This window comes from Streptomyces sp. NPDC056361 (genome assembly GCF_042262805.1).
Lineage (GTDB): Bacteria > Actinomycetota > Actinomycetes > Streptomycetales > Streptomycetaceae > Streptomyces.
Map to the genome: position 1 here is coordinate 43498 of NZ_JBHJQI010000005.1, position 21128 is coordinate 64625.

21 protein-coding genes are annotated in these 21128 nt (G+C 73.1%); 9 read left to right on the top strand and 12 right to left on the bottom strand.

Annotated elements, in window-relative coordinates; all coding sequences use genetic code 11:
- Window positions 1–3 precede the first annotated feature (3 nt).
- A complete protein-coding gene (locus ACFCY7_RS02785; RefSeq protein WP_376480677.1) occupies window positions 4–456 on the top strand; it encodes a hemerythrin domain-containing protein in 453 nt (150 codons plus the stop codon).
- A gap of 46 nt (window positions 457–502) precedes the next feature.
- Complete coding sequence (locus ACFCY7_RS02790) at window positions 503–1486, top strand: small ribosomal subunit Rsm22 family protein (protein WP_376480679.1); 984 nt, start codon at window positions 503–505, stop codon at window positions 1484–1486.
- 3 nt (window positions 1487–1489) lie between these two features.
- On the opposite strand, the gene ddaH is transcribed toward ACFCY7_RS02790, so the two are convergent.
- Window positions 1490–2320 carry a dimethylargininase gene (ddaH, locus tag ACFCY7_RS02795; RefSeq protein WP_376480681.1) on the bottom strand — a complete coding sequence of 277 codons (831 nt, stop codon included), beginning with the start codon at window positions 2318–2320 and terminating at the stop codon, window positions 1490–1492.
- Window positions 2321–2484: 164 nt separating this feature from the next.
- On the opposite strand from ddaH, the gene ACFCY7_RS02800 reads away from it, so the two are divergent.
- On the top strand, window positions 2485–3117 hold the full coding sequence (locus ACFCY7_RS02800) for a TetR/AcrR family transcriptional regulator (RefSeq protein ID WP_376480683.1): 633 nt from the start codon (window positions 2485–2487) through the stop codon (window positions 3115–3117).
- Window positions 3118–3230: 113 nt separating this feature from the next.
- Entirely contained in the window at window positions 3231–4010 is a 780-nt protein-coding gene (locus ACFCY7_RS02805; RefSeq protein ID WP_376480685.1) for a bifunctional DNA primase/polymerase, read from the top strand.
- 50 nt (window positions 4011–4060) lie between these two features.
- Here ACFCY7_RS02805 and ACFCY7_RS02810 read toward each other — a convergent pair whose 3' ends face one another.
- Genes ACFCY7_RS02810 through efeO form a run of 4 tightly spaced genes read right to left on the bottom strand, consistent with a single transcriptional unit; the run spans window position 4061 to window position 8471 of the window.
- Complete coding sequence (locus tag ACFCY7_RS02810; protein ID WP_376480687.1) at window positions 4061–5044, bottom strand: hypothetical protein; 984 nt, start codon at window positions 5042–5044, stop codon at window positions 4061–4063.
- 58 nt (window positions 5045–5102) lie between these two features.
- Window positions 5103–5984 (bottom strand): iron uptake transporter permease EfeU, encoded by an 882-nt coding sequence (gene efeU / locus ACFCY7_RS02815; protein ID WP_376480689.1) that lies wholly within the window; start codon window positions 5982–5984, stop codon window positions 5103–5105.
- 27 nt (window positions 5985–6011) lie between these two features.
- A complete protein-coding gene (efeB, locus tag ACFCY7_RS02820; protein WP_376480691.1) occupies window positions 6012–7283 on the bottom strand; it encodes an iron uptake transporter deferrochelatase/peroxidase subunit in 1272 nt (423 codons plus the stop codon).
- Between the two features lie 30 nt (window positions 7284–7313).
- On the bottom strand, window positions 7314–8471 hold the full coding sequence (efeO, locus tag ACFCY7_RS02825; RefSeq protein WP_376480692.1) for an iron uptake system protein EfeO: 1158 nt from the start codon (window positions 8469–8471) through the stop codon (window positions 7314–7316).
- Window positions 8472–8799: 328 nt separating this feature from the next.
- Here efeO and ACFCY7_RS02830 point away from each other — a divergent pair, with 328 nt between their 5' ends.
- Window positions 8800–9468, top strand: a complete 669-nt coding sequence (locus tag ACFCY7_RS02830) for a PhzF family phenazine biosynthesis protein (RefSeq protein WP_376480693.1) — start codon at window positions 8800–8802, stop codon at window positions 9466–9468.
- A 142-nt stretch (window positions 9469–9610) separates the two neighbouring features.
- Here the strand turns inward: ACFCY7_RS02830 and ACFCY7_RS02835 are convergent, their stop codons facing one another.
- Complete coding sequence (locus ACFCY7_RS02835; RefSeq protein ID WP_376480695.1) at window positions 9611–10261, bottom strand: heme oxygenase (biliverdin-producing); 651 nt, start codon at window positions 10259–10261, stop codon at window positions 9611–9613.
- A 114-nt stretch (window positions 10262–10375) separates the two neighbouring features.
- Entirely contained in the window at window positions 10376–11233 is an 858-nt protein-coding gene (gene map, locus ACFCY7_RS02840) for a type I methionyl aminopeptidase (protein ID WP_376480697.1), read from the bottom strand.
- A gap of 61 nt (window positions 11234–11294) precedes the next feature.
- Here map and ACFCY7_RS02845 point away from each other — a divergent pair, with 61 nt between their 5' ends.
- Window positions 11295–11528, top strand: a complete 234-nt coding sequence (locus tag ACFCY7_RS02845; protein WP_376480699.1) for a hypothetical protein — start codon at window positions 11295–11297, stop codon at window positions 11526–11528.
- Window positions 11529–11552: 24 nt separating this feature from the next.
- Here ACFCY7_RS02845 and ACFCY7_RS02850 read toward each other — a convergent pair whose 3' ends face one another.
- Window positions 11553–12890: an MFS transporter gene (locus ACFCY7_RS02850; protein WP_376480700.1), complete on the bottom strand. Its 1338-nt coding sequence runs from the start codon at window positions 12888–12890 to the stop codon at window positions 11553–11555.
- Between the two features lie 146 nt (window positions 12891–13036).
- Window positions 13037–13639 (bottom strand): hypothetical protein, encoded by a 603-nt coding sequence (locus ACFCY7_RS02855; protein WP_376480702.1) that lies wholly within the window; start codon window positions 13637–13639, stop codon window positions 13037–13039.
- A 102-nt stretch (window positions 13640–13741) separates the two neighbouring features.
- Here ACFCY7_RS02855 and npdG point away from each other — a divergent pair, with 102 nt between their 5' ends.
- Both npdG and ACFCY7_RS02865 read left to right on the top strand, forming a co-directional pair.
- Window positions 13742–14440: an NADPH-dependent F420 reductase gene (npdG, locus tag ACFCY7_RS02860; RefSeq protein ID WP_376480704.1), complete on the top strand. Its 699-nt coding sequence runs from the start codon at window positions 13742–13744 to the stop codon at window positions 14438–14440.
- 51 nt (window positions 14441–14491) lie between these two features.
- A complete protein-coding gene (locus ACFCY7_RS02865) occupies window positions 14492–14731 on the top strand; it encodes a hypothetical protein (protein WP_376480706.1) in 240 nt (79 codons plus the stop codon).
- Here ACFCY7_RS02865 and ACFCY7_RS02870 read toward each other — a convergent pair.
- Window positions 14728–15522: a site-2 protease family protein gene (locus ACFCY7_RS02870; protein WP_376480708.1), complete on the bottom strand. Its 795-nt coding sequence runs from the start codon at window positions 15520–15522 to the stop codon at window positions 14728–14730. The genes ACFCY7_RS02865 and ACFCY7_RS02870 overlap by 4 nt on opposite strands.
- 98 nt (window positions 15523–15620) lie before the next feature.
- Here ACFCY7_RS02870 and ACFCY7_RS02875 point away from each other — a divergent pair, with 98 nt between their 5' ends.
- Entirely contained in the window at window positions 15621–19250 is a 3630-nt protein-coding gene (locus ACFCY7_RS02875) for a BTAD domain-containing putative transcriptional regulator (protein ID WP_376480710.1), read from the top strand.
- A gap of 15 nt (window positions 19251–19265) precedes the next feature.
- Here the strand turns inward: ACFCY7_RS02875 and ACFCY7_RS02880 are convergent, their stop codons facing one another.
- Window positions 19266–20135: an ABC transporter permease gene (locus ACFCY7_RS02880; protein WP_376480712.1), complete on the bottom strand. Its 870-nt coding sequence runs from the start codon at window positions 20133–20135 to the stop codon at window positions 19266–19268.
- Window positions 20132–21121, bottom strand: a complete 990-nt coding sequence (locus ACFCY7_RS02885) for an ATP-binding cassette domain-containing protein (RefSeq protein WP_376480713.1) — start codon at window positions 21119–21121, stop codon at window positions 20132–20134. The genes ACFCY7_RS02880 and ACFCY7_RS02885 overlap by 4 nt, the downstream gene beginning before the upstream one ends.
- Window positions 21122–21128 lie beyond the last annotated feature (7 nt).

Here is a 21128-nt window from a genome sequence, read left to right on the forward strand (position 1 = left end):
GGCATGTGTCACTACTGCGGATGCCGTGAGATCCCCCTGATCAAGGAGTTCATCGCCGAGCACGAGGCGATCACCGACCTCGCCGGGGACGCGGTCCGCGCGCTCGACGCGGGGGACCGGGACCGCGCGCGGACCCTCGTGGAGCGGATGGCCGTGCTGCTGCTCGACCACTGGGCGGGCGAGGAGCGCGGCCTGTTCGCCGTCATGCGCGAGAACGAGGAGTACACGGCGTACGTCGACGCCCTCGCCCGCGAGCACCGGGAGCTCGCCGCCTTCCTGGCCGGACTCGACCTCGACTCGGCCGCCCGGCGCGCCGAGTTCGTCCGTGCCGTCGACGAACTCCACGACCACATCGCCAAGGAGGAGGACGGCCTCTTCCCGGCCTCCCTGACCGAACTCACCGGCGAGCAGTGGGACCGCTCCATCGACGCCTGGAAGACGGTCCACGGCCGCTGAACCCGGACAGGAAGGGTCACCGCGCCCCGCCGCCTAGACTGTCTCGGTGAACGCCTCCCCTCCCTCCGCCGAGTCCCTGCGCGCCGCCCTCGCCGGGCTCCTCGACGGGCTGCCGCCCAGTCAGGCGGCCAAGGCCGTCGAGCGGCTGATCGCCAACTACCGGGGGACCACCCCGACGGACGCCCCCGTGCTGCGCGACCGCTCCGACGTCGCCGCGTACGCCGCGTACCGGATGCCGGCGACCTTCGAAGCGGTACGGGGCGCCCTGGGCGCCCTGCGGGAGGCCGCGCCCGACTGGGAGCCGCGTACGCACACCGACGTGGGCGGCGGGACCGGTGCGGCGAGCTGGGCCGTCGCCGAGGCGTGGGGCGAGGAGCCGCCGCGCACCACCGTCCTCGACTGGGCGGAGCCCGCCCTCGCGCTCGGCCGGGAGCTGGCCGCCGGGGCGCTGGACGCCGAGTGGCGGCGCGAGCGGATCGGCGCCGCCCTGAACCTCGCCGAAACCGACCTCGTCACCGTCTCGTACGTCCTCAAGGAGCTGACCGAGGCCGACCGGACGGCGCTCGTGGACGAGGCGGCGCGGGTGGCCCGGGCGGTCGTCGTCGTCGAGCCCGGCACCCCCGACGGCTACGAGCGGATCATCGCGGCCCGCACCCGGCTCGTCGACGCCGGCTTCACCGTCGCCGCGCCCTGCCCGCACAGCGGGGCCTGCCCGATCGTGCCGGGCACGGACTGGTGCCACTTCTCGGCCCGGGTCAGCCGCTCCTCGCTGCACCGCCGGGTCAAGGGCGGCTCGCTGCCGTACGAGGACGAGAAGTACAGCTACGTCGCCGCGACCAGGTTCCCGGTGACGCCCGCCGTCTCCCGCGTCACCCGCAGGCCCCAGATCCGCAAGGGCCAGGTGCTGCTCGACCTGTGCGGCCCCGACGGACTGGCCAGGGACACCGTCACCAAGCGCCACGGGCCCCTGTACAAGCAGGCCCGTGACGCCGAGTGGGGCGACTCCTGGCCCCCGGAGCTCGACGGATAGGACCTACGGCCTGAGCTCCTGGGTGCAGCACTTCACGCTGCCGCCGCCCTTGAGGAGTTCGCCCAGGTCCATGCCGATCGGCTCGAAGCCGCGGCGGCGCAGCGGTTCGAAGAGGCCGACCGCCGCCTGCGGCAGGAGGACGTGCAGGCCGTCGCTGACGGCGTTGAGCCCGAGGGCCGCCGCGTCCTCGTCCGTCGCGATCAGGGCGTCGGGGAAGAGCCGGGCGAGCACCGCGCGGCTGCCGGGGGAGAAGGCGTCCGGGTAGTACATGATCTCGTCGCGCGCGTCGTCCAGGACGCACAGCGCCGTGTCCAGGTGGTAGTAGCGCGGGTCCACCAGTTCGAGGCCGATCACGGGGCGGCCGAAGAACTCCTGGGCCTCGTCGTGGGAGAGCGGGCTGGAGCGGAAGCCGCGGCCGGCGAGGATCCAGGAGGCGGTGACCGCGAAGTCGCCCTCGCCCTCGTTCACGTGCTCCGGGACCCGGACGGCGTCGTCCGCCCAACCGTTTCCGCGGAACCAGGCCAGGTGGGCGTCGGCCTCGCGCGCCCGCTCCGGATGGGCGAACCTGGCGCCGAGGACCCGGCCCTCGACGACGGTGGCGCCGTTGGCCGCGAAGACCATGTCCGGCAGCGCCGGGTCGGGCACCAGGAGCTCCACGGTGTGGCCGAGCGAGCGGTAGCGGTCGCGCAGGTCCTCCCACTGGGCGAGGGCGAGCGGGAGGTCGACCGGTTTGGTGGGGTCCATCCAGGGGTTGATGGAGTACGTCACCGTGAAGTGCGCGGGTGGGCACATCAGATAACGGCGGGGCGAGGACGTGCGCGGAGTGGGGCGCAATGAGGGCTCCTCACGGACGGGTGGACGGAAGAATCGAAGATCGGTGGACCCCATGGTCCGCTCTCGGCGGCCTTCGCGCAGTGGACCGTTCGGGTGGTTCGGGCCCGGCGCGGAGCGCGGACCTCGGCGAGACGTATCGTCTCGCCCGCTGCTAGATTGGGGCCATGTCCGAGCCCAGGCCCGCCAAGCCCGCCCCCGACGCGTCCCGCCGCAGCGAACGCTCACGCCGCGCCATCTTCGACGCCGCCCTCGCCCTCGTCTCCGAGACCGGCTACGCGAAGACCACCATCGAGGGCATCGCCGCCCGGGCCGGAGTCGGCAAGCAGACCATCTACCGCTGGTGGCCCTCCAAGGCGGCCGTCCTCCTCGACGCCTTCCTCGACCTCGCCGCCCGCGCCAACGAGGCCCTGGGAGGATCCGCCGACAGTGAGATCCCCGACACCGGGGACCTCGCCGCCGACCTCGCGTACGTCCTCCGCGCCACCGTCGACGAGATGAACGACCCCGCCTTCGACGCCCCCACCCGCGCCCTCGCCGCCGAGGGGATCGTCGACCCCGAACTCGGCGCGCGCTTCACCGAGGCCCTGCTCGAACCCCAGCTCCGGTACTACGTCCGCCGCATCGAGGCCGCCCAGGCGGCGGGCCAGGTCGATCCGGACGCCGATCCCCGCCTCGCCGTCGAACTCCTCGTCGGCCCGCTCCACCACCGCTGGCTCCACCGCACCCTGCCGCTCACCCACGCCTACGCCGACGCCCTCGTCGACCTCGCCGTGCGCGGTCTCGCCCCGCGGTCCTGACGGCTCCGGTACATCTCGCGGGCACCCCGGTTCCGCACTCCGGTCACCCGGAGCGCAGGATGGTGGGACCATGGGCAGAGCCGAACGGGCGAGCATGAGGTGTGAGGGGATAGATGGGCGACGGCATCGGCCGCTACCGCGGCACGGAGAGCAAACTCGCACAGTGGCTGCGCAGGCGCCCCAAACGCACGGCGGCCGACGATGAGAACGACCGCGAGAAGCTGCTCCTGGCCACCGCCGCCGCCGGGCTGCCCCTGGCCCCCGCCGCGTACCCCGTCGGCTACAGCTGTTCCTGTGAGCGGATCGGCTGTCCGACGCCGGCCCGGCATCCCGTCTCCTTCGCCTGGCAGACGCAGTCGACCACCGACCGCGCCCAGATCGAGCGCTGGGCCAGGAACGAGCCCGCCGCGAACTTCGTCACCGCCACCGGCATGGTCCACGACGTCCTCGACGTGCCGCTGGCCGCCGGCCGCGCCGCCCTGGAGCGCCTCCTCGCGGAGGGCGTCGAGGTCGGACCCGTCGCCGAGTCCGCCGACGTCGACACCGTCGGCGGGCGCATGCTCTTCTTCACCGCCACCCGCGGCACCCCCGAGGACGAGGACGAGTGGTGGCCGTGTGAGCTCGACTGCCACCCCGAGACGATGGACGAGCACCCGGGGCTGCGCTGGCACTGCCGCGGCAGCTACGTGCTCGTACCGCCGGCCCGGCTCCCCGGGGACGAGGACGCCCATCCGGTCGTCGCCTGGGTCCGCGGCCCCGAGCACCCGCTGCCCGACCCGCTGAACCTCCTGGAGACCCTCCAGGACGCCTGCGCCCGCCACGCGGCCGAGCGCGAGGCGGACGGGGACGGCGGGCACACCGCCCACGAGATCGCCTGGCCGCTGACCCGCTGACCCGTTCGGCTCCGGCCGGTGGGTGGGGCCGCGAGCCCCCCGCGGTGGGGCTACGAGCCCACCGCGCCCACCACGCCCTGGAGCCGGCTCGTGACCGTGACGGCGTCCCGGTCCGTGCCCGCCGGCTTCACCAGCACCGTCTGGCTGGACACCCACTCCCGGGTGACGGTGTTCTTGATCTCGCCGGTCAGCAGCGCCTTGACGTCGGGGCCGACCGTGGGCCGGTAGCCCTTCGCCGTCGTCTGCCGCTCGAAGAACCGGGTCGCGAAGAAGACGAGCGCGCCGCCGTCCCGCGTCCGCAGCCCGAGCGGCGCGAAGTCGCCCCGGTCGGTGGTCTGGTCGAGGTACTGGGTGGCGATGCCCGGCCGCTGGGCGGTCTTCTGCCGCTGCGCCCGCCACTGCGTGGTGTGCACGCCCGGCGCGAACGGGCCCTGCCCGTCCTTCAGGAACGAGACGAACGCCGTGCCGAGCTTCCCGGGCGCGACCGCGAGCGCGTCGCCGTCCGCGGCGACCGGCACCGCGTACCCGGCCTCCTCCGCGAACTCGGGCACCTCGCGCGCACCGAGGATGGAGAGGTAGGCGGCCTCCCACAGCTCCGTGGGTCCGTTGCGGACGAAGACCAGGAGCCAGCGCTGGTCGCCCGCGCCGTCGTCGACGTCCCGGTTGGAGTCGGTGTCCGCGACGAACCAGCGCGGCCAGCCGGCCTTCCGGGTCAGCGTGAAGCGCGCGTCCGTCAGTTCGAGGGGCTGGTGGTCCTTGTTGCCGCCCGGGGTGTTGACCGACCGCGCGCGCAGCCCCGCCTGGTTGATCGCCCCGAGCGGACCGGTGACCCGGGTCGCGTCCAGGGCCGGGTCGTACGCCTTGTCGGCGCGGTTGTAGGCGGCGGTGAAGTCGGCCAGCGCCTGCGCCGCCTCGGCCTTCGTCGCCGCCGGCAGCAGCGCCGTCTCACCGTGCACCGTCACGCAGCCGCTCGCGGTCAGCGCCAGGACGGTCGCCGCCGCCGTCGCCGCGAACAGGCGCGCCGGCCGGCGCACCCGCCCGTGTGCGAGCGGTCGCGCCGACCGGCGTTCCGGTGATCCCGTCGTCAGTAGCTCAACCGGCCGTCTCGGCGTTCGCCGCAGCCTCAGCCTTCTCATCGGTCGCCTTCTGCTTCTTCACCCGCACGGACGGACCCGACCCTATCGGGGCGAGGAACAGCGCGAGCGTCGGGACCAGATACAGCGCCCACACCGTGACCTGAAGGACCGTCGGGTCCGGCTGGAAGTTGAAGACGCCCTTGAGGAGGGTGCCGTACCAGCTGTCCGGCGGGATGGTCGCCGAGATGTCGAAGGCCTTGTTCGCGAGGCCGCCGAGGAAGCGCGCCTCCTGCAGGTCGTGCACGCCGTACGCGAGGACGCCCGCCGCCACCACGACCAGCATGCCGCCGGTCCAGGTGAAGAACTTCGCCAGGTTGATCTTCAGCGCGCCCCGGTAGAACAGCCAGCCGAGGAGCACCGCCGTCAGCAGGCCGAGGAGCACGCCGACGAGCGGCGCGTACGTGCCGTCCGAGGAGGCCCGCACCGACGCCCACACGAACAGCGCCGTCTCCAGGCCCTCGCGGCCCACCGCGAGGAAGGCGGTGGCGACCAGCGCGCCCGTGCCCATCTGCAGGGCCGCGTCCAGCTTCCCGTGCAGCTCGGCCTTGAGGTGCCGGGCCGTCCGCCGCATCCAGAAGACCATCCAGGTCACCAGGACCACGGCGACGATGGACAGGGAGCCGCCGAGCAGCTCCTGCGCCTCGAACGTCAGCTCCTGGGACCCGAACTCGAGGCCGGCGCCGAAGGCCAGGGCCACGCCGACGGCCACGCCGATGCCGATCCAGATCGGCTTCAGCGCGTCCCTGCGCCCGGTCTTCACGAGGTACGCGATGAGGATGCAGACGACCAGGCTGGCCTCCAGGCCCTCGCGCAGGCCGATCAGATAGTTACCGAACACGTCGGTGCTCCTTCTCCGTCAGCTCCGTCACGAGAACAGCGCCCGGCCCCACCAGTCGTCCTTGTCGCGGACGCCCGGCGGGACGGCGAAGAGCGCCGAACCCACGTGCTGTGTGTACTCGTTGAGCACGTCGGCCTTGGCCAGCGAGGTCTGCACCGGGATGAAGCCGGTGCGGACGTCCTTCTGGTACGCCAGGAAGAACAGGCCCGCCTCCAGACGGCCGAGACCGTCCGTGCCGTCGGTGAACGAGTAGCCGCGGCGCAGGATCGTCGCGCCGTTGTTGCTGTCCGGGTGGGCGAGCCGGACGTGCGCGTCCGGCTTCATCGCCTTCAGGAACGGCTCGTCGTGCTCCTTGGACTTGCCGACGGGGGCGCCCTCGCGCTTGTCGCGGCCGAAGATGTCCTCCTGCTCGGCGAGCGGAGTGCGGTCCCAGGTCTCGACGTTCATGCGGATGCGGCGGGCGACGAGGTACGAGCCGCCGTCCATCCAGGCGGCGGCGCCCTCGGCGTCCTTGCCGGCGACCCACACGTGCTTCGCGAGCCGCTCGGTGTCGGTGCCCGCGATGTTGCGGGTGCCGTCCTTGAAGCCGAAGAGGTTGCGCGGGGTCTGGGCGTCCGGAGTCGTCGACGACGTCTTGCCGAAGCCGAGCTGCGACCAGCGCACCGCGACCTTGCCGAAGCCGATCCGGGCGAGGTTGCGGATGGCGTGCACGGCGACCTGCGGGTCGTCCGCGCAGGCCTGCACGCAGATGTCGCCGCCGCTGCGCGCCGGATCCAGGTTGTCGCCCGGGAACTTGGGCAGGTCCACCAAGGCCCCGGGCCGCTTGTCCTTCAGCCCGAAGCGCCCGTCGAAGAGCGAGGGGCCGAAGCCGATGGTGAGGGTGAGACGGGAGGGCTTGAGGCCGAGGGCCTCGCCCGTGTCGTCCGGCGGAGCCTCCGGCAGACCGCCGTACGCGCCCTCGCCGACTTCGGCGCCGGCCGTCATCCGCTCGGCGGCCCGCGTCCAGTCCTTGAGGAGCTGGACCAGCTCGGCGCGGTCCGTCGTCTTCACGTCGAAGGACGCGAAGTGCAGGCGGTCCTGCACGGCGGTGGCGATGCCGGCCTGGTGCGCGCCGTGGAACGGCACGGCCGCGCCGCTTTCGGCGACGGGCACGGCGGTGTCGCCGTCGCGGGTCAGCGCGACGGCGCCGCCGGCCGCGGCGGCACCGAGCGCGAGCCCGGCACCGCCCCAGCCGATGACCTTGCGGCGAGAGGGCGCGGCGGCCTCGGCCGCCGGCTGCTCCTTGGTCTCCTCGGACATGTCCCTGCTCCCGTCCCTACTCTTCGACGACTACTTGACGACCGCGGCGGCGAGCTTGGAGAGCGGCTCGGCCAGCGCGTTGACACCGTCGGACAGCTCCTTCCGCTCGGGCTTGCCGACCTTGTCGTACGAGGTGAAGACGTAGCTGTTCTTGTCCGTGCGGTACTTGTCGAGCAGCGTGTTCAGCGCGGCGAACTGCTTGTCGAGTTCGGCGACGAGCTTCGCGTCGTTCTTGGAGGCGACCGGCTTCAGCAGGTCGAAGGACTTCTGGGCGCCCTCGACGTTCGCCTTGAAGTCGACGAGGTCGGTGTGGGAGTAGCGCTCCTCCTCGCCGGTGACCTTGCCGGTGGCGACCTCGTCCAGGAGCTCCTTGGCGCCGTTGGCCATGGAGGTCGGGGTGATCTCGGCCTTGCCGACGCGCTTCACCCAGTCCGCGAGGTCCTTGTCGAGGAGGTCGGCGAGCTGCTTCTCGCGGTCGCCGATCTTCTTGTCCTGCCAGAGCGCCTTCTCCAGGCGGTGCCAGCCGGTCCAGTCCTTCGCCGGGTCCTGGCCGTCCTCCAGGCCGTCCTCGCGGACGTCGACCTTGGGGTCGATGTCGCCGAAGGACTCGGCGACGGGCTCGGTGCGCTCCCAGCCGATGCGGGAGTCGGCGTAGGCCTTCTTCGCGGCCTCGACGTCACCGGCGCGGACGGCGTCGGTGAAGACCTTCACCTTGGGGAGGGTCTCGTCGGCCTGCGCCTGGACGTACTGGCGGTAGGCGGCGACGGCGGCGTCCATCTCGGGGGAGCGCTTGGCGGTCGCGGTGTCCTTGCCGGTCGCCTTGACCTGCTGGCGGATGCCGTCGCCCTTCATGCCGGGCTTGCAGGCGATGGCGTAGTCGCCGGCCTTGATCTCGGCGGTGATGGTGGCCTTGGTGCCGGGGCCGATGTTCTCGCGCTCGGTGACGATCCGGTCGTCCGGGAAGAGGACGTAGACCTCGGTGACCTTGGAGCCGCGGTTCTCGACGGCCAGCTTCACGTGGCCCGCGGGGAAGTCCTTCTTCGAGACCTCGCAGGAGTCGTCCTTGGCGACGACGGTGATGGTGCCGTCGTCGGCCTTGGAGTCGCTTTTCTCGGCGCAGCCCGTGACGGCGGTCAGGGCGGCCGCCGTTGCGGCGGCGGTGACGACGGACAGGCGAACGGCTCGCATGAGGGCTCCAGGAACGCGGGGACGTGGGTGAGGCGGACCTAACTTAACCGAGGCTTACCTGAGCGATACCCACCCGTCCAGTGATTCAGCTCTCAAGCCGCGCGACCCGGACACAGCGGGGTCACAGGGACTTCATGGAGCCCTCATGGGATGGTCAAGAGAAGGTCAAGGGAGGGGGATTGCCCTGATTTGGTTGACGCACCGGTACGACGAGGGGCGCTCCCGTCCGCGGATGCGGGAACACCTCCACCGGCTGCCGGTGGACGCGGCTCGGCAACTCTGCGCCGAGCACGTCCGAGGGCGGGCTGACGGGTGGTTGAATTCCGCCATGAACACGACCGCCACTGACATCGACGTCCTCCGGGTCTTCTGTACGGGGGACGGACGGCACGGCAACGCCCTCGGAGTCGTACGGGAGGGCCGCGACTACCCCGACGAGGCCGTTCGGCAGGCACTCGCCAAGGAGCTCGGCTTCAGCGAGACGGTGTTCGTCGACGACCCGGAGCGCGGGATCGTCGACATCTACACGCCCAGCGTGCGACTGCCGTTCGCCGGCTACCCGCTCATCGGCGCCGCCTGGCTGCTCGACCTGGAGGTCGTCTGCCCGCCGGCCGGCGAGGTGTGGGTGCGCGGGGACGGGGAGTTCACCTGGATCGAGGCGCGGGCCGAGTGGGCGCCGCCCCGGACGCTGCGTCAGTACGGCTCCGCCGCAGAGGTCGAGGCCCTCGACGTGCCCGAGCCGGGCGAGTGGATCTACGCCTGGGCCTGGGAAGAGGAGGCGGCGGGCCGCGTCAGGGCGCGGGGCTTCCCCGGCCGCGGCGACGGCATCGACGAGGACGAGGCGACCGGCGCGGCCGCGCTGCTCCTCACGGCGGAACTGGGCCGGGCCCTGAACATCACGCAGGGCTGCGGCTCGCAGCTGCTCACCGCGCCCGGTCCCGACGGCATCGTGGAGCTGGGTGGACGGGTCCGCCTGGAGGGAACCCTCACGCGCTGAAGGCCTGCGCGCTGAAGGCCCGCGCGGCTTGAGGCCTGCGGGGCTTGAGGGCTGCGCGGCTGGACGCCTGTGCGTCGAACGTCCGCGCGGCCGAGCGCCCGTGCGGCGGCGCCCGGGTGGCGGGAGCCCGGGCGCCGGGCGTTCACGCGCTGAGCGGGAACTCGCCGCCCAGCTGGTGGAAGACCGCGCTGTTGAAGGCGAAGGCGCGCTTGCACTCGTCGACGATGCGCTGCTTCTCCAGGTCGTCGGCGTTCACCTCGTCCAGCAGCTCCCGGTACGTCCGCTTGAACGCGGCCGGGTTGTCGATCTGCTCGAAGACGTAGAACCGGACGCCGTCGCCCTTGCGGGCGAAGCCCCAGGTGCGCTCGGCCTTGTCGCGGATGATCTGACCGCCCGACAGGTCGCCCAGGTAGCGCGTGTAGTGGTGGGCCACGTAACCGGCCGGCCAGTCGCGGGCGCACTCGGCGACCCGCTCGGCGTACGCCACGGTGGCGGGCAGCGGGGAGACCCCGGCGCGCCAGTCGGGGCCCCGCAGATGGGCGAGGTCCTGCTCCAGGGCGGTCGTGCGGAACAGCTCGGGCTGTATGAAGGGCCCGGCGACCGGGTCCTCGCGGAGCGCCTCCGCACCCTCTTCGAGCGCCTGGTAGACGAACCAGAGCTGCTCCGTGTACCGCGCGTACGCGTCGACGGCCAGGCGTCCGCCGAGGAGGTCCCCCATGAAGGACGACGTCTCCGCCTCCGTGTGCTGCTCGTGCGAGGCCGTACGGATGAGGGTGGAGAAGGGCGTGTCCAAGGCGTGCCTCCGAGACCGATGGGACGGGAACCAGTGACGATCCTGCCGAGTTAGGGTTACCTAAGTCAACTGGTTCCCGACGTCCTGTCGGTAAAACGCTACCCGTTCGGGAGATCAGGGCAACGTAAGGATTTCGGCCCCGGTCTCGGTCACCACGAGCGTGTGCTCGAACTGCGCGGTCCGCTTCCGGTCCTTGGTCACCACGGTCCAGCCGTCGTCCCACATGTCGTAGTCGTGGGTGCCGAGCGTCAGCATCGGTTCGATCGTGAACGTCATGCCGGTCTTGATCTCGGTGGTGTGGTGGGGGGAGTCGTAGTGCGGGACGATCAGGCCGGAGTGGAACGACGAGTTGATGCCGTGCCCGGTGAAGTCGCGCACGACGCCGTAGCCGAAGCGCTTGGCGTACGACTCGATCACCCGCCCGATGATGTTGATCTGGCGGCCCGGCCGCACCGCCTTGATCGCCCGGTTCAGGGACTCGCGGGTCCGCTCCACGAGCAGCCGCGACTCCTCGTCGACGTCGCCGCAGAGGTAGGTGGCGTTGTTGTCGCCGTGGACGCCGTTGACGAACGCCGTGACGTCCAGGTTCACGATGTCGCCGTCCCGCAGCACCGTGGAGTCCGGGATGCCGTGGCAGATGACCTCGTTGATCGAGGCGCACAGCGACTTCGGGAAGCCGCGGTAGCCGAGGGTCGAGGGATAGGCGCCGTGGTCGCACATGTACTCGTGCGCGACCCGGTCGAGCTCGTCGGTGGTGACACCCGGAGCGATGTGCTTGGCGGCCTCCTCCATCGCCCGGGCGGCGATGCGGCCGGCGATCCGCATCCGTTCGATGGTGTCGGAATCCTGCACCTCGGGCCCGGTGTACGGGGCCGGTGCGGGCTTCCCGACGTACTCGGGGCGGCGGATGGAGCCCGGGACGGAGCGGTGGGGGGAGAGCTCCCCCGGTACGAGAAGCGACTGGCCAGACATGCCAGCGAGTCTAACGACCGGGTCTGGGGCAGCATGGTCTCGGAGGAAGGAGCCGACGACGATGGCCCTGTTCAAGAAGCGCACCGTGGGCAAACCGGGCGAGTGGTACTACTGCCTGGAGCACAAGAAGGTCGAGGAGGGCCCCGAGTGCCCCGCCAAGAACCGGTTCGGCCCGTACACCAGCCGTGAGGAGGCCTCCCACGCCATGGAGACCGCCCGTGAGCGGAACCTGGAGTGGGAGACCGACCCGCGCTGGCACGACGAGGCCGGGAAGGACCGGACGCCGGACGAGTGACCGGTCGGGAGCCGCCGGGACCGCTCAGGCGGACCCGGCGGTCTCCTGCCGGACACCGTCCCGCCGCTCCTGCTCCTGCCGCTCCCGCTCCTGCTGGGCCTTGCGGCGCAGCGAGTCCTCGTCCGTGTCGGAGTCGTACGTCAGGAGCTTCGGCAGCGCCAGGCACAGCAGCCCCACCGAGGCGACGCACGCGACACCGCCCGACCAGACGGCCGCGCGGGTGCCGGTCCAGCCGGCCATCACGCCCGCCCGGACCTGGCCCAGCTGCGGGCCGACGCTGTAGGACAGCACCTCGATGCCGGCGAGCCGGCCGCGCAGCTCCTCCGGGATCGTCTGGTTCCAGATCGTGGCCCGGCCGAGCCCGCTCAGCATGTCGCCCGCGCCGGCGAAGGCCAGGCAGAGCAGCACCAGCCAGACGTTCCCGAACCAGCCGGCCGCCGCGATGGCCAGACCCCAGCCGGCCGCGCCGCCGGCCACCAGGAGGCCGTGCCGCCGCACCTTCGACGTCCAGCCGCTGGTCAGCCCGAGCACCAGCGAGCCCACCGAGCCCGCCGCGTACATCAGACCGAGCGACCAGTCGGCGTCCAGCTCGTCCGCGAGGAACGGGAAGATCGTGTTCGGGAAGGCGAAGAACATCGCCGCCAGGTCGATCGCGTACGTGCCGAGGAGAACCGGCCGCGACCAGGCGTACCGCGCCCCCTCCGCGATGCCCCGCAGCGAGGGCTTCTCCGCGTCGTGCGCCGCGGGCGCGGGGGAGAGGCGGCGGCACATCAGCACCGAGACCGCGAAGCCGGCGATCGTCACCCCGTACGCGGGCGCGTGCCCCGCGTACGCCACGACCAGACCCGCGATGGCCGGACCCGCGATCGACCCCATCTGCCAGCGCAGCGAGTTCAGCGCGGCCGCCGCCGTCTGCTGCTCGTGCGGCACGATCCGGGCCAGCAGCGAGTCGAGCGCCGGCCGCTGGAGCCCGGCGAGCGCCGACACCCCGGCGGCCACGACGTACAGCGGCCACAGCATCGGCTCCGGCAGCAGCGCGTTGACCAGCAGGAGGCCGGCGAGCAGCCCGAGCCCCGCCTCCGTCGCCACGATCACCTTCCGCCGGTCCACCGCGTCCGCGAGCGCCCCGCCGTACAGGCCGAACACCACCAGCGGCACCAGCTCGACCGCGCCCATCGCGCCGACCGCGAGCGGCGACCCCGTCAGCTCCTTGATCTGCAGCGGCAGCGCGACCATCGCCAGCGCGCTGCTGAAGTACGTGACGAGCCCCTGCACCCACAGGAGCCGGAAGTCGCGGGACGACCGCCACGGCGCCGTGTCGGGCAGCAGGCCGGAGAGCTTGGAGAAGAGGGGGGAGGACACGAGGGGCCATGCTCCGGCCGGGGGGTGCCGGGAGCAAACGAATTTCGGACGGCGCCGCCCGGAGCCGTGTCCAGGCCGCGGTCGGGACCGGTGGGCCCCGGCCGCGCCGCCCGGAGCCGGTAGGCCGCGGACGCGCCGCCCGGGTCCTACCAGCGGGCCGGCGGCGGGGCCGTCAGACGGTCCGCGAGGCCGGAGAGGCGGTCGCGGAGACGGCGGCTGCCGCGCGGCGACGGCAGGCTGTTCTCGCCGGCCGCCGCGCTCACCAGGTGCTGGACCGTGTCCAGGTCCACGCCCGCGTCCCCCGCCACCGTGAGCGTCTCGTGGGCCAGGCCCCGCACCTCCGCGTCGCCGCCGTCGAGCGAGAGCACCGTGGCCCCCGCCCGCCGGGCGTCGTGCACCCGCTGGAGCAGGCCCGCGTCCGGCCGCTCCGGCGCCACCATCAGCAGCGTCGCCCCGCGCCCCGCCGCCTCCAGCCGCCCGAGCCCGACCGCCAGGTGCACCGGATCGCCCGGCCGCACCCGGTGCCGCACCAGCGTCGGAGCCAGCTCGGGCAGCCCCGACCAGGCGGCCTCGTCGACCAGGTGCGCCGCCAGGTGCCAGGGCTCGTACTCCTCCGTGCCCACCAGGAGCAGTCCGCCCCGGTGCGGGACGACCGACGACCGGAGCGCCCCCGCGAACCGGCGGGCCTCGCCCGGCCACTCCGTCCCGGCGAGCACTTCCCGCAGCAACGCGACCCGTACGGCATCCATGGGCCCGCATCCTGCCGCAGCGGGGCCCGCCGCGCGGCCGGTTGCCGACGTTCCACCCGTACGGGAGGTCCACGGACCCGACCGGTCGGTAATGTCGGGGCCATGACTACGACTGACAGCAAGCCCGCCCCCAAGGACCCGTGGGACCTCCCCGACGTCTCCGGTCTCGTCGTCGGCGTGCTCGGCGGCACCGGCGACCAGGGCCGCGGCCTCGCCTACCGGCTCGCCAAGGCCGGCCAGCAGGTGCTCATCGGCTCCCGGGCCGCCGACCGGGCGCGCGACGCGGCCGTGGAGATCGGCCACGGCGTCGAGGGCGCCGACAACGCGGAGGTCGCCCGCCGCAGCGACATCGTGATCGTCGCCGTGCCGTGGGACGGCCACGCCAAGACCCTGGAGTCCCTGCGCGCGGAACTCGCGGGCAAGCTCGTCGTGGACTGCGTCAACCCGCTCGGCTTCGACAAGAAGGGCGCCTACGCCCTGAAGCCCGAGGAAGGATCCGCCGCCGAGCAGGCCGCCGCGCTGCTCCCGGAGTCCCGGGTCGCCGCCGCCTTCCACCACCTGTCGGCCGTCCTCCTCCAGGACGCCTCCGTCGAGGAGATCGACACGGACGTGATGGTCCTCGGCGAGGAGCGCGCCGACGTCGAGATCGTCCAGGCCCTCGCCGGCCGCATCCCCGGCATGCGGGGCGTCTTCGCGGGCCGGCTGCGCAACGCCCACCAGGTCGAGTCGCTCGTCGCCAACCTCATCTCGGTCAACCGCCGCTACAAGGCCCACGCGGGCCTGCGGGTCACCGACGTCTGAGCCGACCCCTCCCGCGCGGAGGGCGGAGCCGGAGACCGGACGCTTCCGGGCATGGGGGACACTGGACGGGCACCATCAGCCGTACCCGGACAGGAGCCGTCCCCCATGCCCCGCCTCGCCCTCTACGCCCTCGTGGTCTGCGCCCTGGCCGTCGCCGCGGCCGTCGTCTCCTTCGTCCAGGGCAACTTCCTGGGCGTGATCTGGGTCCTCCTCGCGGGCCTGTCCTCCAACATGGCCTGGTACTACGTCCGCCGCGCCAAGGCGGAGAAGCAGGCAGCCGCGCAGGGCTAGAGCGGGCAGAACTCCGGGGTCCCCTGCCAGAACCGGAACAGCTGCGAACCGCAGCCCCGGTATCCCTCCGACACCCCGAGGGCCCGCATCAGCGCGTCGACCGCGTCGAAGAAGGCACCGTTGACCGCCGGCACGAACAGCAGCGCGATCACGATGAAGAAGCCGTACGGCGCGTACGGCTCGATCTGCCGCTTCACCTTGTACGAGAGCCAGGGCTCCACCACCCCGTAGCCGTCGAGCCCCGGCACCGGCAGGAGGTTGAGGAGCGCCGCCGTCACCTGGAGGAACGCCAGGAACGCCAGCGCGTACCGGAAGGCGACCGGCACGCCGTCGAGCGCGTCCAGCCAGAACGGGGCCGTGCAGACCAGCGCGAACAGGACGTTCGCCAGCGGGCCCGCCGCCGAGATCAGGCTGTGCTTCCAGCGGCCCTTGATCCGGCCCTGCTCGATGAAGACCGCACCGCCCGGCAGACCGATCCCGCCCATGATCACGAACAGCACCGGCAGGACGACGCTCAGCACCGCGTGCGTGTAGGCGAGCGGGTTGAGGGTCAGATACCCCTTCGCGCCGACCGTGATGTCCCCGCCGTGCAGCGCCGTACGGGCGTGCGCGTACTCGTGGAGACAGAGCGACACCACCCACGCCGAGGTCACGAAGAGGAAGACCGCCAGGCCCGGCAAGGCGGCGAAGTCCGTCCACACCGCCCAGCCGGTGACGGCCATGACGGCGAGGATCGCCAGGAAGACGGGGCTGATCCGCCGTTCGTGGCGCCGGGTGGTGGCCGTGGTCATCGCGGGAACTCCCAGGGACGGAGGGCTGATGTGCGGGAAACGTACCGGGTGCCGGGGCGAGTTCCTCGGCCGGGGACCGTCTCACGGACAATGGGCCCGTGCGCTACTCGCTGCTCGGCCCGACCCTCGCCCACGCGCCCGACGGCACCGACGTGACCGTCGGCGGCCCGCGGGTCCGCGCGCTGCTGACCGTGCTCGCCCTGCGCGCAGGTCGGACCGTGCCCGTGCCGGACCTCGTCGACGAGGTGTGGCACGGCGACGAGCCGCCCGCCGACGCCGTCGCCGCGCTCCAGGCCCTCGTCGGGCGGCTGCGCAAGGCCGTCGGCCGGGACCGGGTCGTCTCCGCGGAGGGCGGCTACCGGCTCGACGCCCGGCCCGAGGACGTGGACACCCGGCGCTTCGAACGCCTCGCGGCCGAGGGCGTGGCCGCGCTCGGCGCCGGCGACCCGGACCGGGCCGCCGCCGTCCTCGACGAGGCCCTCGGACTCTGGCGCGGGCCCGCCCTCGCCGACCTGCCGGACCGGGACGCCGAGGCCGCCCGCTGGGAGGCCCGCAGGCTCGACGCCCGCCGCGCCCGCCTCGACGCGGCCCTCGCCCTCGGCGGGGCGTCCGCCGCCCTTCCCGAGCTCACCGCGCTCTGCGCCGCGCACCCGCTGGACGAGCTCCTCCAGGCCCTGCGGATCCGCGCCCTCCGGGACACCGGCCGGTCCGCCGAGGCGCTCGCCGCGTACGAGTCCGTCCGCCGCGCCCTCGCCAACCGCCTCGGCACGGACCCGTCGCCCGCCCTCCGGGCCCTCCAGGCGGAACTGCTGTCCCCGGAACCGGGTCGGGACCCGGCTCGGGCGGTTCAGGCACCGACCCGGGCATCGGCTCGGGAGCCGGCCGCGACCCCGGTGCCGGCCCCCGAGCCCGCACCGGGGACGAAGCCGGCGCCGACCCCCGGGCCGGGACGGGAGTCCGCCGCCGGGGACGCCCACTCTCAGCCCGGTCCCGGTCCCGGCACTGGCACCGGAGTCGGTCCCGGCGGGGGTTCCGGCGCCGGCGCCGCGCCCGGCGCTCCGAGGGGCTTCGAGCGGCCCGGCAACCTCCGGGCCCGGCTGACCAGCTTCGTCGGGCGGGACGAGGAGATCTCCGCGCTCCAGGAAGACCTGCGCGGGGCCCGGCTCGTCACGCTGCTCGGCACCGGCGGGGCCGGGAAGACGCGGCTGTCGCAGGAGGCGGCCGAGCGGGGGGCCGAGGCGTGGCCGGACGGGGTCTGGGTGGCCGAGCTCGCGCCCGTACGAGATCCGGAGGCCGTGACCGAGGCCGTCCTCGCCGCCGTCGGGGCCCGTGAGACCGTGCTGCGCGGCGCCGGCGCCGAGGAACTGCGGGCGGGGGACGACCCGTTCACCCGGCTCGTCGAGCACTGCGCGGGACGCCGGATGCTGCTGCTCCTCGACAACTGCGAGCACGTGGTGGCCGCCGCAGCCGAGCTGGCCGAGACCCTGCTCGCCCGCTGCCCCGGACTCCGGGTCCTCGCGACGAGCCGGGAACCGCTGGGCGTGCCGGGGGAGGTGCTGCGCCCGCTCGGGCCGCTGCCGGCGGAGACCGCGCTGCGGCTGTTCGGGGAGCGGGGCGCCGCGGTCCGCCCCGGCTTCCGGACCGAGGAGGACCCGGAGGCGGCGGCCGAGATCGTCCGGCGCCTGGACGGGCTCCCGCTGGCGATCGAGCTCGCCGCGGCCCGGCTGCGGATGCTGGCCCTGCGTCAGATCGCGGACCGGCTCGACGACCGGTTCCGGCTGCTGACCTCGGGCGCCCGGACCGTCCTGCCCCGCCAGCAGACCCTCCGCGCGGTCGTCGACTGGTCCTGGGACCTCCTGGACGCCCCCGAACGGGCCGTCCTGCGCCGCCTGTCGGTGTTCACCGGCGGCAGCGACCTGGAGGCGGCGGAAGCGGTCTGCGGAGGCACCGAGGCCGACGCCCCGGCTTCCGTCGACGCCCCGGCTCCCGCCGGAATCCCCGCCGACGCCCCCGCTCCCGCCGGCATCCCCGCTCCCGCCGGAATCCCCGACGACGCCCTCGCCCTCGCCCCCGCCGACGTCCTCGACGTGCTCGGCTCCCTCGTCGACAAGTCCCTCGTCGTCTCCGCGCCCGCCGAGACCGGCATGCGCTACCGGCTCCTGGAGACCGTCGCCGAGTACGCGGCGGAGCGCCTGGACGAGGCGGCGGAGCGGGCGGCCGTCGAGCGCCGCCACCTGACGTACTACCGGGAGCTGGCCCGGCGGACCGACCCCGAGCTGCGGGGGGCGGGACAGGTGGAGGCCATCGCCCGTTTCGGGGCCGAGTACGGCAACCTCCGCACGGCGCTGCGCCGGGCCGTCGCCGCCCGCGACGAGGACGAGGCGCTCGTCCTCGTCCACTCGTTGCTCTGGTACTGGCAGATGCGCGACCTGCGCGTCGACGCGCTGCACTGGGCGCGGACGGCCGCCGCCCTGGGGCCCGACCCGTTCGCGGCGCCCGCGGCCCCCGTCGCGGCCCTGCACGAGCCGTGCACGGCCCTGCCGCCGCCGCTCTCCGAGGAGCAGCGCTGGGAGGCCCGGCGGGGGGTGCGGCTGGTGGAGCTCCTGAACATGGACCACGAGACCGGGCGCTGGACGACCCCCGAGGGGGTGCGGCGGCTGCGCGAGATGACCGCGGTCTACGAGCCGGGCCTGCCGCAGACCTGCCGGCTGCCCGGTTCGTTCGCCGTCTTCGCGGTCCTGCTCATCGGCGAGGCGGGCAAGCTGCGTGAGCTCCTCGACGCGACCGTCGAGGCCTGCCGCCGCCACGGCTACGACTGGGAGCTGGCCAACGCGCTCCAGCTGCGCGCCAACATGTTCGCCAACCGGTCCGACTGGGCCGACAGGGCGGGCGCGGACGCCGACGAGAGCCTGGAGATCTTCGTCCGCCTCGGCGACGCCTGGGGCGCGGCCGAGGCGCTCTCCTCCCGTGCCGAGTCCCGTGAGCGACGGCTCGAATTCCACGGCGCGGCGGAGGACTTCGCCGCCGCGATCGGCTACGCGGAGCGGATCGGCGCCCAGTCGCAGATGGCCCTGCTGCGGGCCAGGTACGCGGACATGCTCGTGGAGACGGGACGGCCCGACGAGGGCGAGGCGATCCTGCGGGAGATCGTGGACGGCGGGTACGGGCGGGGGCACGAACCCGTGCTCGGTGCCCGGGTGTTCCTCGCCCTGGCGCTCGGACGCTCCGGCCGGATCGCCGAGGCCCGGGAGCATCTCCAGTTGCTGCGGAGCGAGTTCGACTCCACGACCCTCTCCATCTTCGAGGGCTTCACGCTCGGCATCCTGGGCTGGCTGGAGAACCTCGACGAGCGGTACGCGTCGGCGCTCGACCTCTCCGTGGAGGCGTACGAGCGGTCCCTGGGGTCGCTGTCGATGATGGTCGCCCCGCAGATGCCGGCGGTCCATCTGGTCAGCGCCGCCTGGGCGCTGGCCGGGCCGGGCGATCCGGAGGCGGCGCGGGCCGGGGCGGTGCTGCTGGGCGCCCGGGACGGCCTGCTGCCCGCGGAGCACCGGCCGCCGCCGCTGGAGCGGGAGAACCTGGACCGGGCGACGGAGCTGGCCAGGTCCGTGATCGGCGAGGACGAGTTCGCCGTGGCGCACGCCGAAGGCGACGGCCTCTCACTGGAAGAGGCCGCCGCCGTGCTCGGTCGCGCCGCCGACGCGATCAGAGAGCGCGCCGAGTCCTGAGCCCCCGCTCCGGTGTCAGGTCTTCTTGCGGAACTTGGAGACCGCCAGCGGCGCCGTGACGACCGTGATCGCCAGGGCCCAGCCGAGGGTCATCCACACGGAGTGGGCGATCGGACCACCGTTCATGAGGCCGCGCGCCGCGTCCGCGAGGTTCGACAGCGGGTTGTAGTCGGTGAAGGTCTCCAGCCAGCCGGGCATCGAGGTCGGCGGGGCGAAGATCGAGGAGCCGAACTGGAGCGGCATCAGGACGAGCATGGCCATGCCCTGGACGGCCTGGGCCGTCTTCATGGTCAGGCCGAGCAGGATGAAGATCCACATCAGCGAGGCGCCGAACACCACGGACAGGCCGATGGCGGCGAGCAGCTCGACGAACGAGGTCTTGATGTCCAGGCCCAGGAGGAAGCCCGTGCCGAGGAGGATCGCGGTGGCGATCATCATCCGGCCGACCTCGACGACGATCTTGGCGATGAGGACGGAGGAGCGGGCGATCGGCATCGTCCGGAACCGGTCCATCACCCCCTTCTTGAAGTCGTCGTTGATGCCGACGCCGACACCCATGGCGATGTTCATGCCCATCATCGCCATCAGGCCGGGGGTCACGTAGTTCACGTACGCGTCGTTGTTGCCCTTGCCGGCGATGGCGCCGCCGAAGACGTACACGAACAGCAGGATGAAGATGATCGGCATCAGGACGGCGTCGAACATCGACTCCGGGTCCTGCTTGATCTGGAGGGCGTTGCGGCGGGCCAGCGCGCCGATGTGGCGGATGTTGGCCCGCAGGCCGATCCGGCCCTCGCCGCCGGCCGCGCGCACCGGCGACGGGCCGGTCTCGGGGGTGCCGACGGGGGACTTGGACAGCTCGGTGGTCGTGGTGGTGGCGCTCATGCGGCGACCTCCTCGGGAAGCGCGTCGGACACGGTCTTCTGGCCGGTGATCGCGAGGAACACCTCGTCCAGGCTGGGCAGATGGGTGCCGATGTGGGCGATGCCGAAGCCGCGCGCGCCGAGCAGGCCCACGACGGCGGTCAGCTGCTGGTCGGTGAGGATCGGCACGTACAGCGCGTCCTCGTCCGGCACGACGGTCGAGCCGGCGACGCCGTCGAGGCCGGTCTCGCGCAGCGCGGACGCCATGGCCGGCAGTTCGGCGGGGTCCACGGCGCGGATCTTCAGGGTGCGGCCGCCGACCTTGGCCTTCAGTTCGTCGACCTTGCCCTTGGCGATGACCCGGCCGCGGTCGATGACGGTCAGCTCGTTGGCGAGCTGCTCCGCCTCCTCCATGTACTGGGTGGTGAGGAGGACGGTGACGCCTTCGGAGACCATCCGCTGGACCTCGTCCCAGACCTCGTTGCGGGTGCGGGGGTCGAGACCGGTCGTCGGCTCGTCCAGGTAGAGGACGGCGGGCTTGCCGATCATCGAGGCGGCGAGGTCGAGCCGGCGGCGCATGCCGCCGGAGTAGGTCATGGCGGCCCGCTTGGCGGCCTCGGTGAGGGAGAAGCGCTCCAGGAGCTCGTCGGCGCGGCTCCGGGCGTCCTTGCGGGAGAGGTCGAGCAGGCGCCCGATCATGTAGAGGTTCTCGAAGCCGGACAGCTTCTCGTCGACCGAGGCGTACTGGCCGGTGAGGCCGATGGTGCGACGGAGCTGGCGGGGCTGCTTCACCACGTCGAAGCCGGCGACGGTGGCGGTCCCGGCGTCCGGGGCGAGGAGGGTGGACAGACAGCGGACGAGGGTGGTCTTCCCGGCGCCGTTGGGGCCGAGGACTCCGAGGACCGTACCCTCCCGTACGTCGAGGTCGACCCCGTCGAGGGCCTTCGTCTCGCCGAAGTGCTTCACGAGGCCCCGGACCTCGACGGCGTTGATGTGTGATCGCGTCATGGTCGTT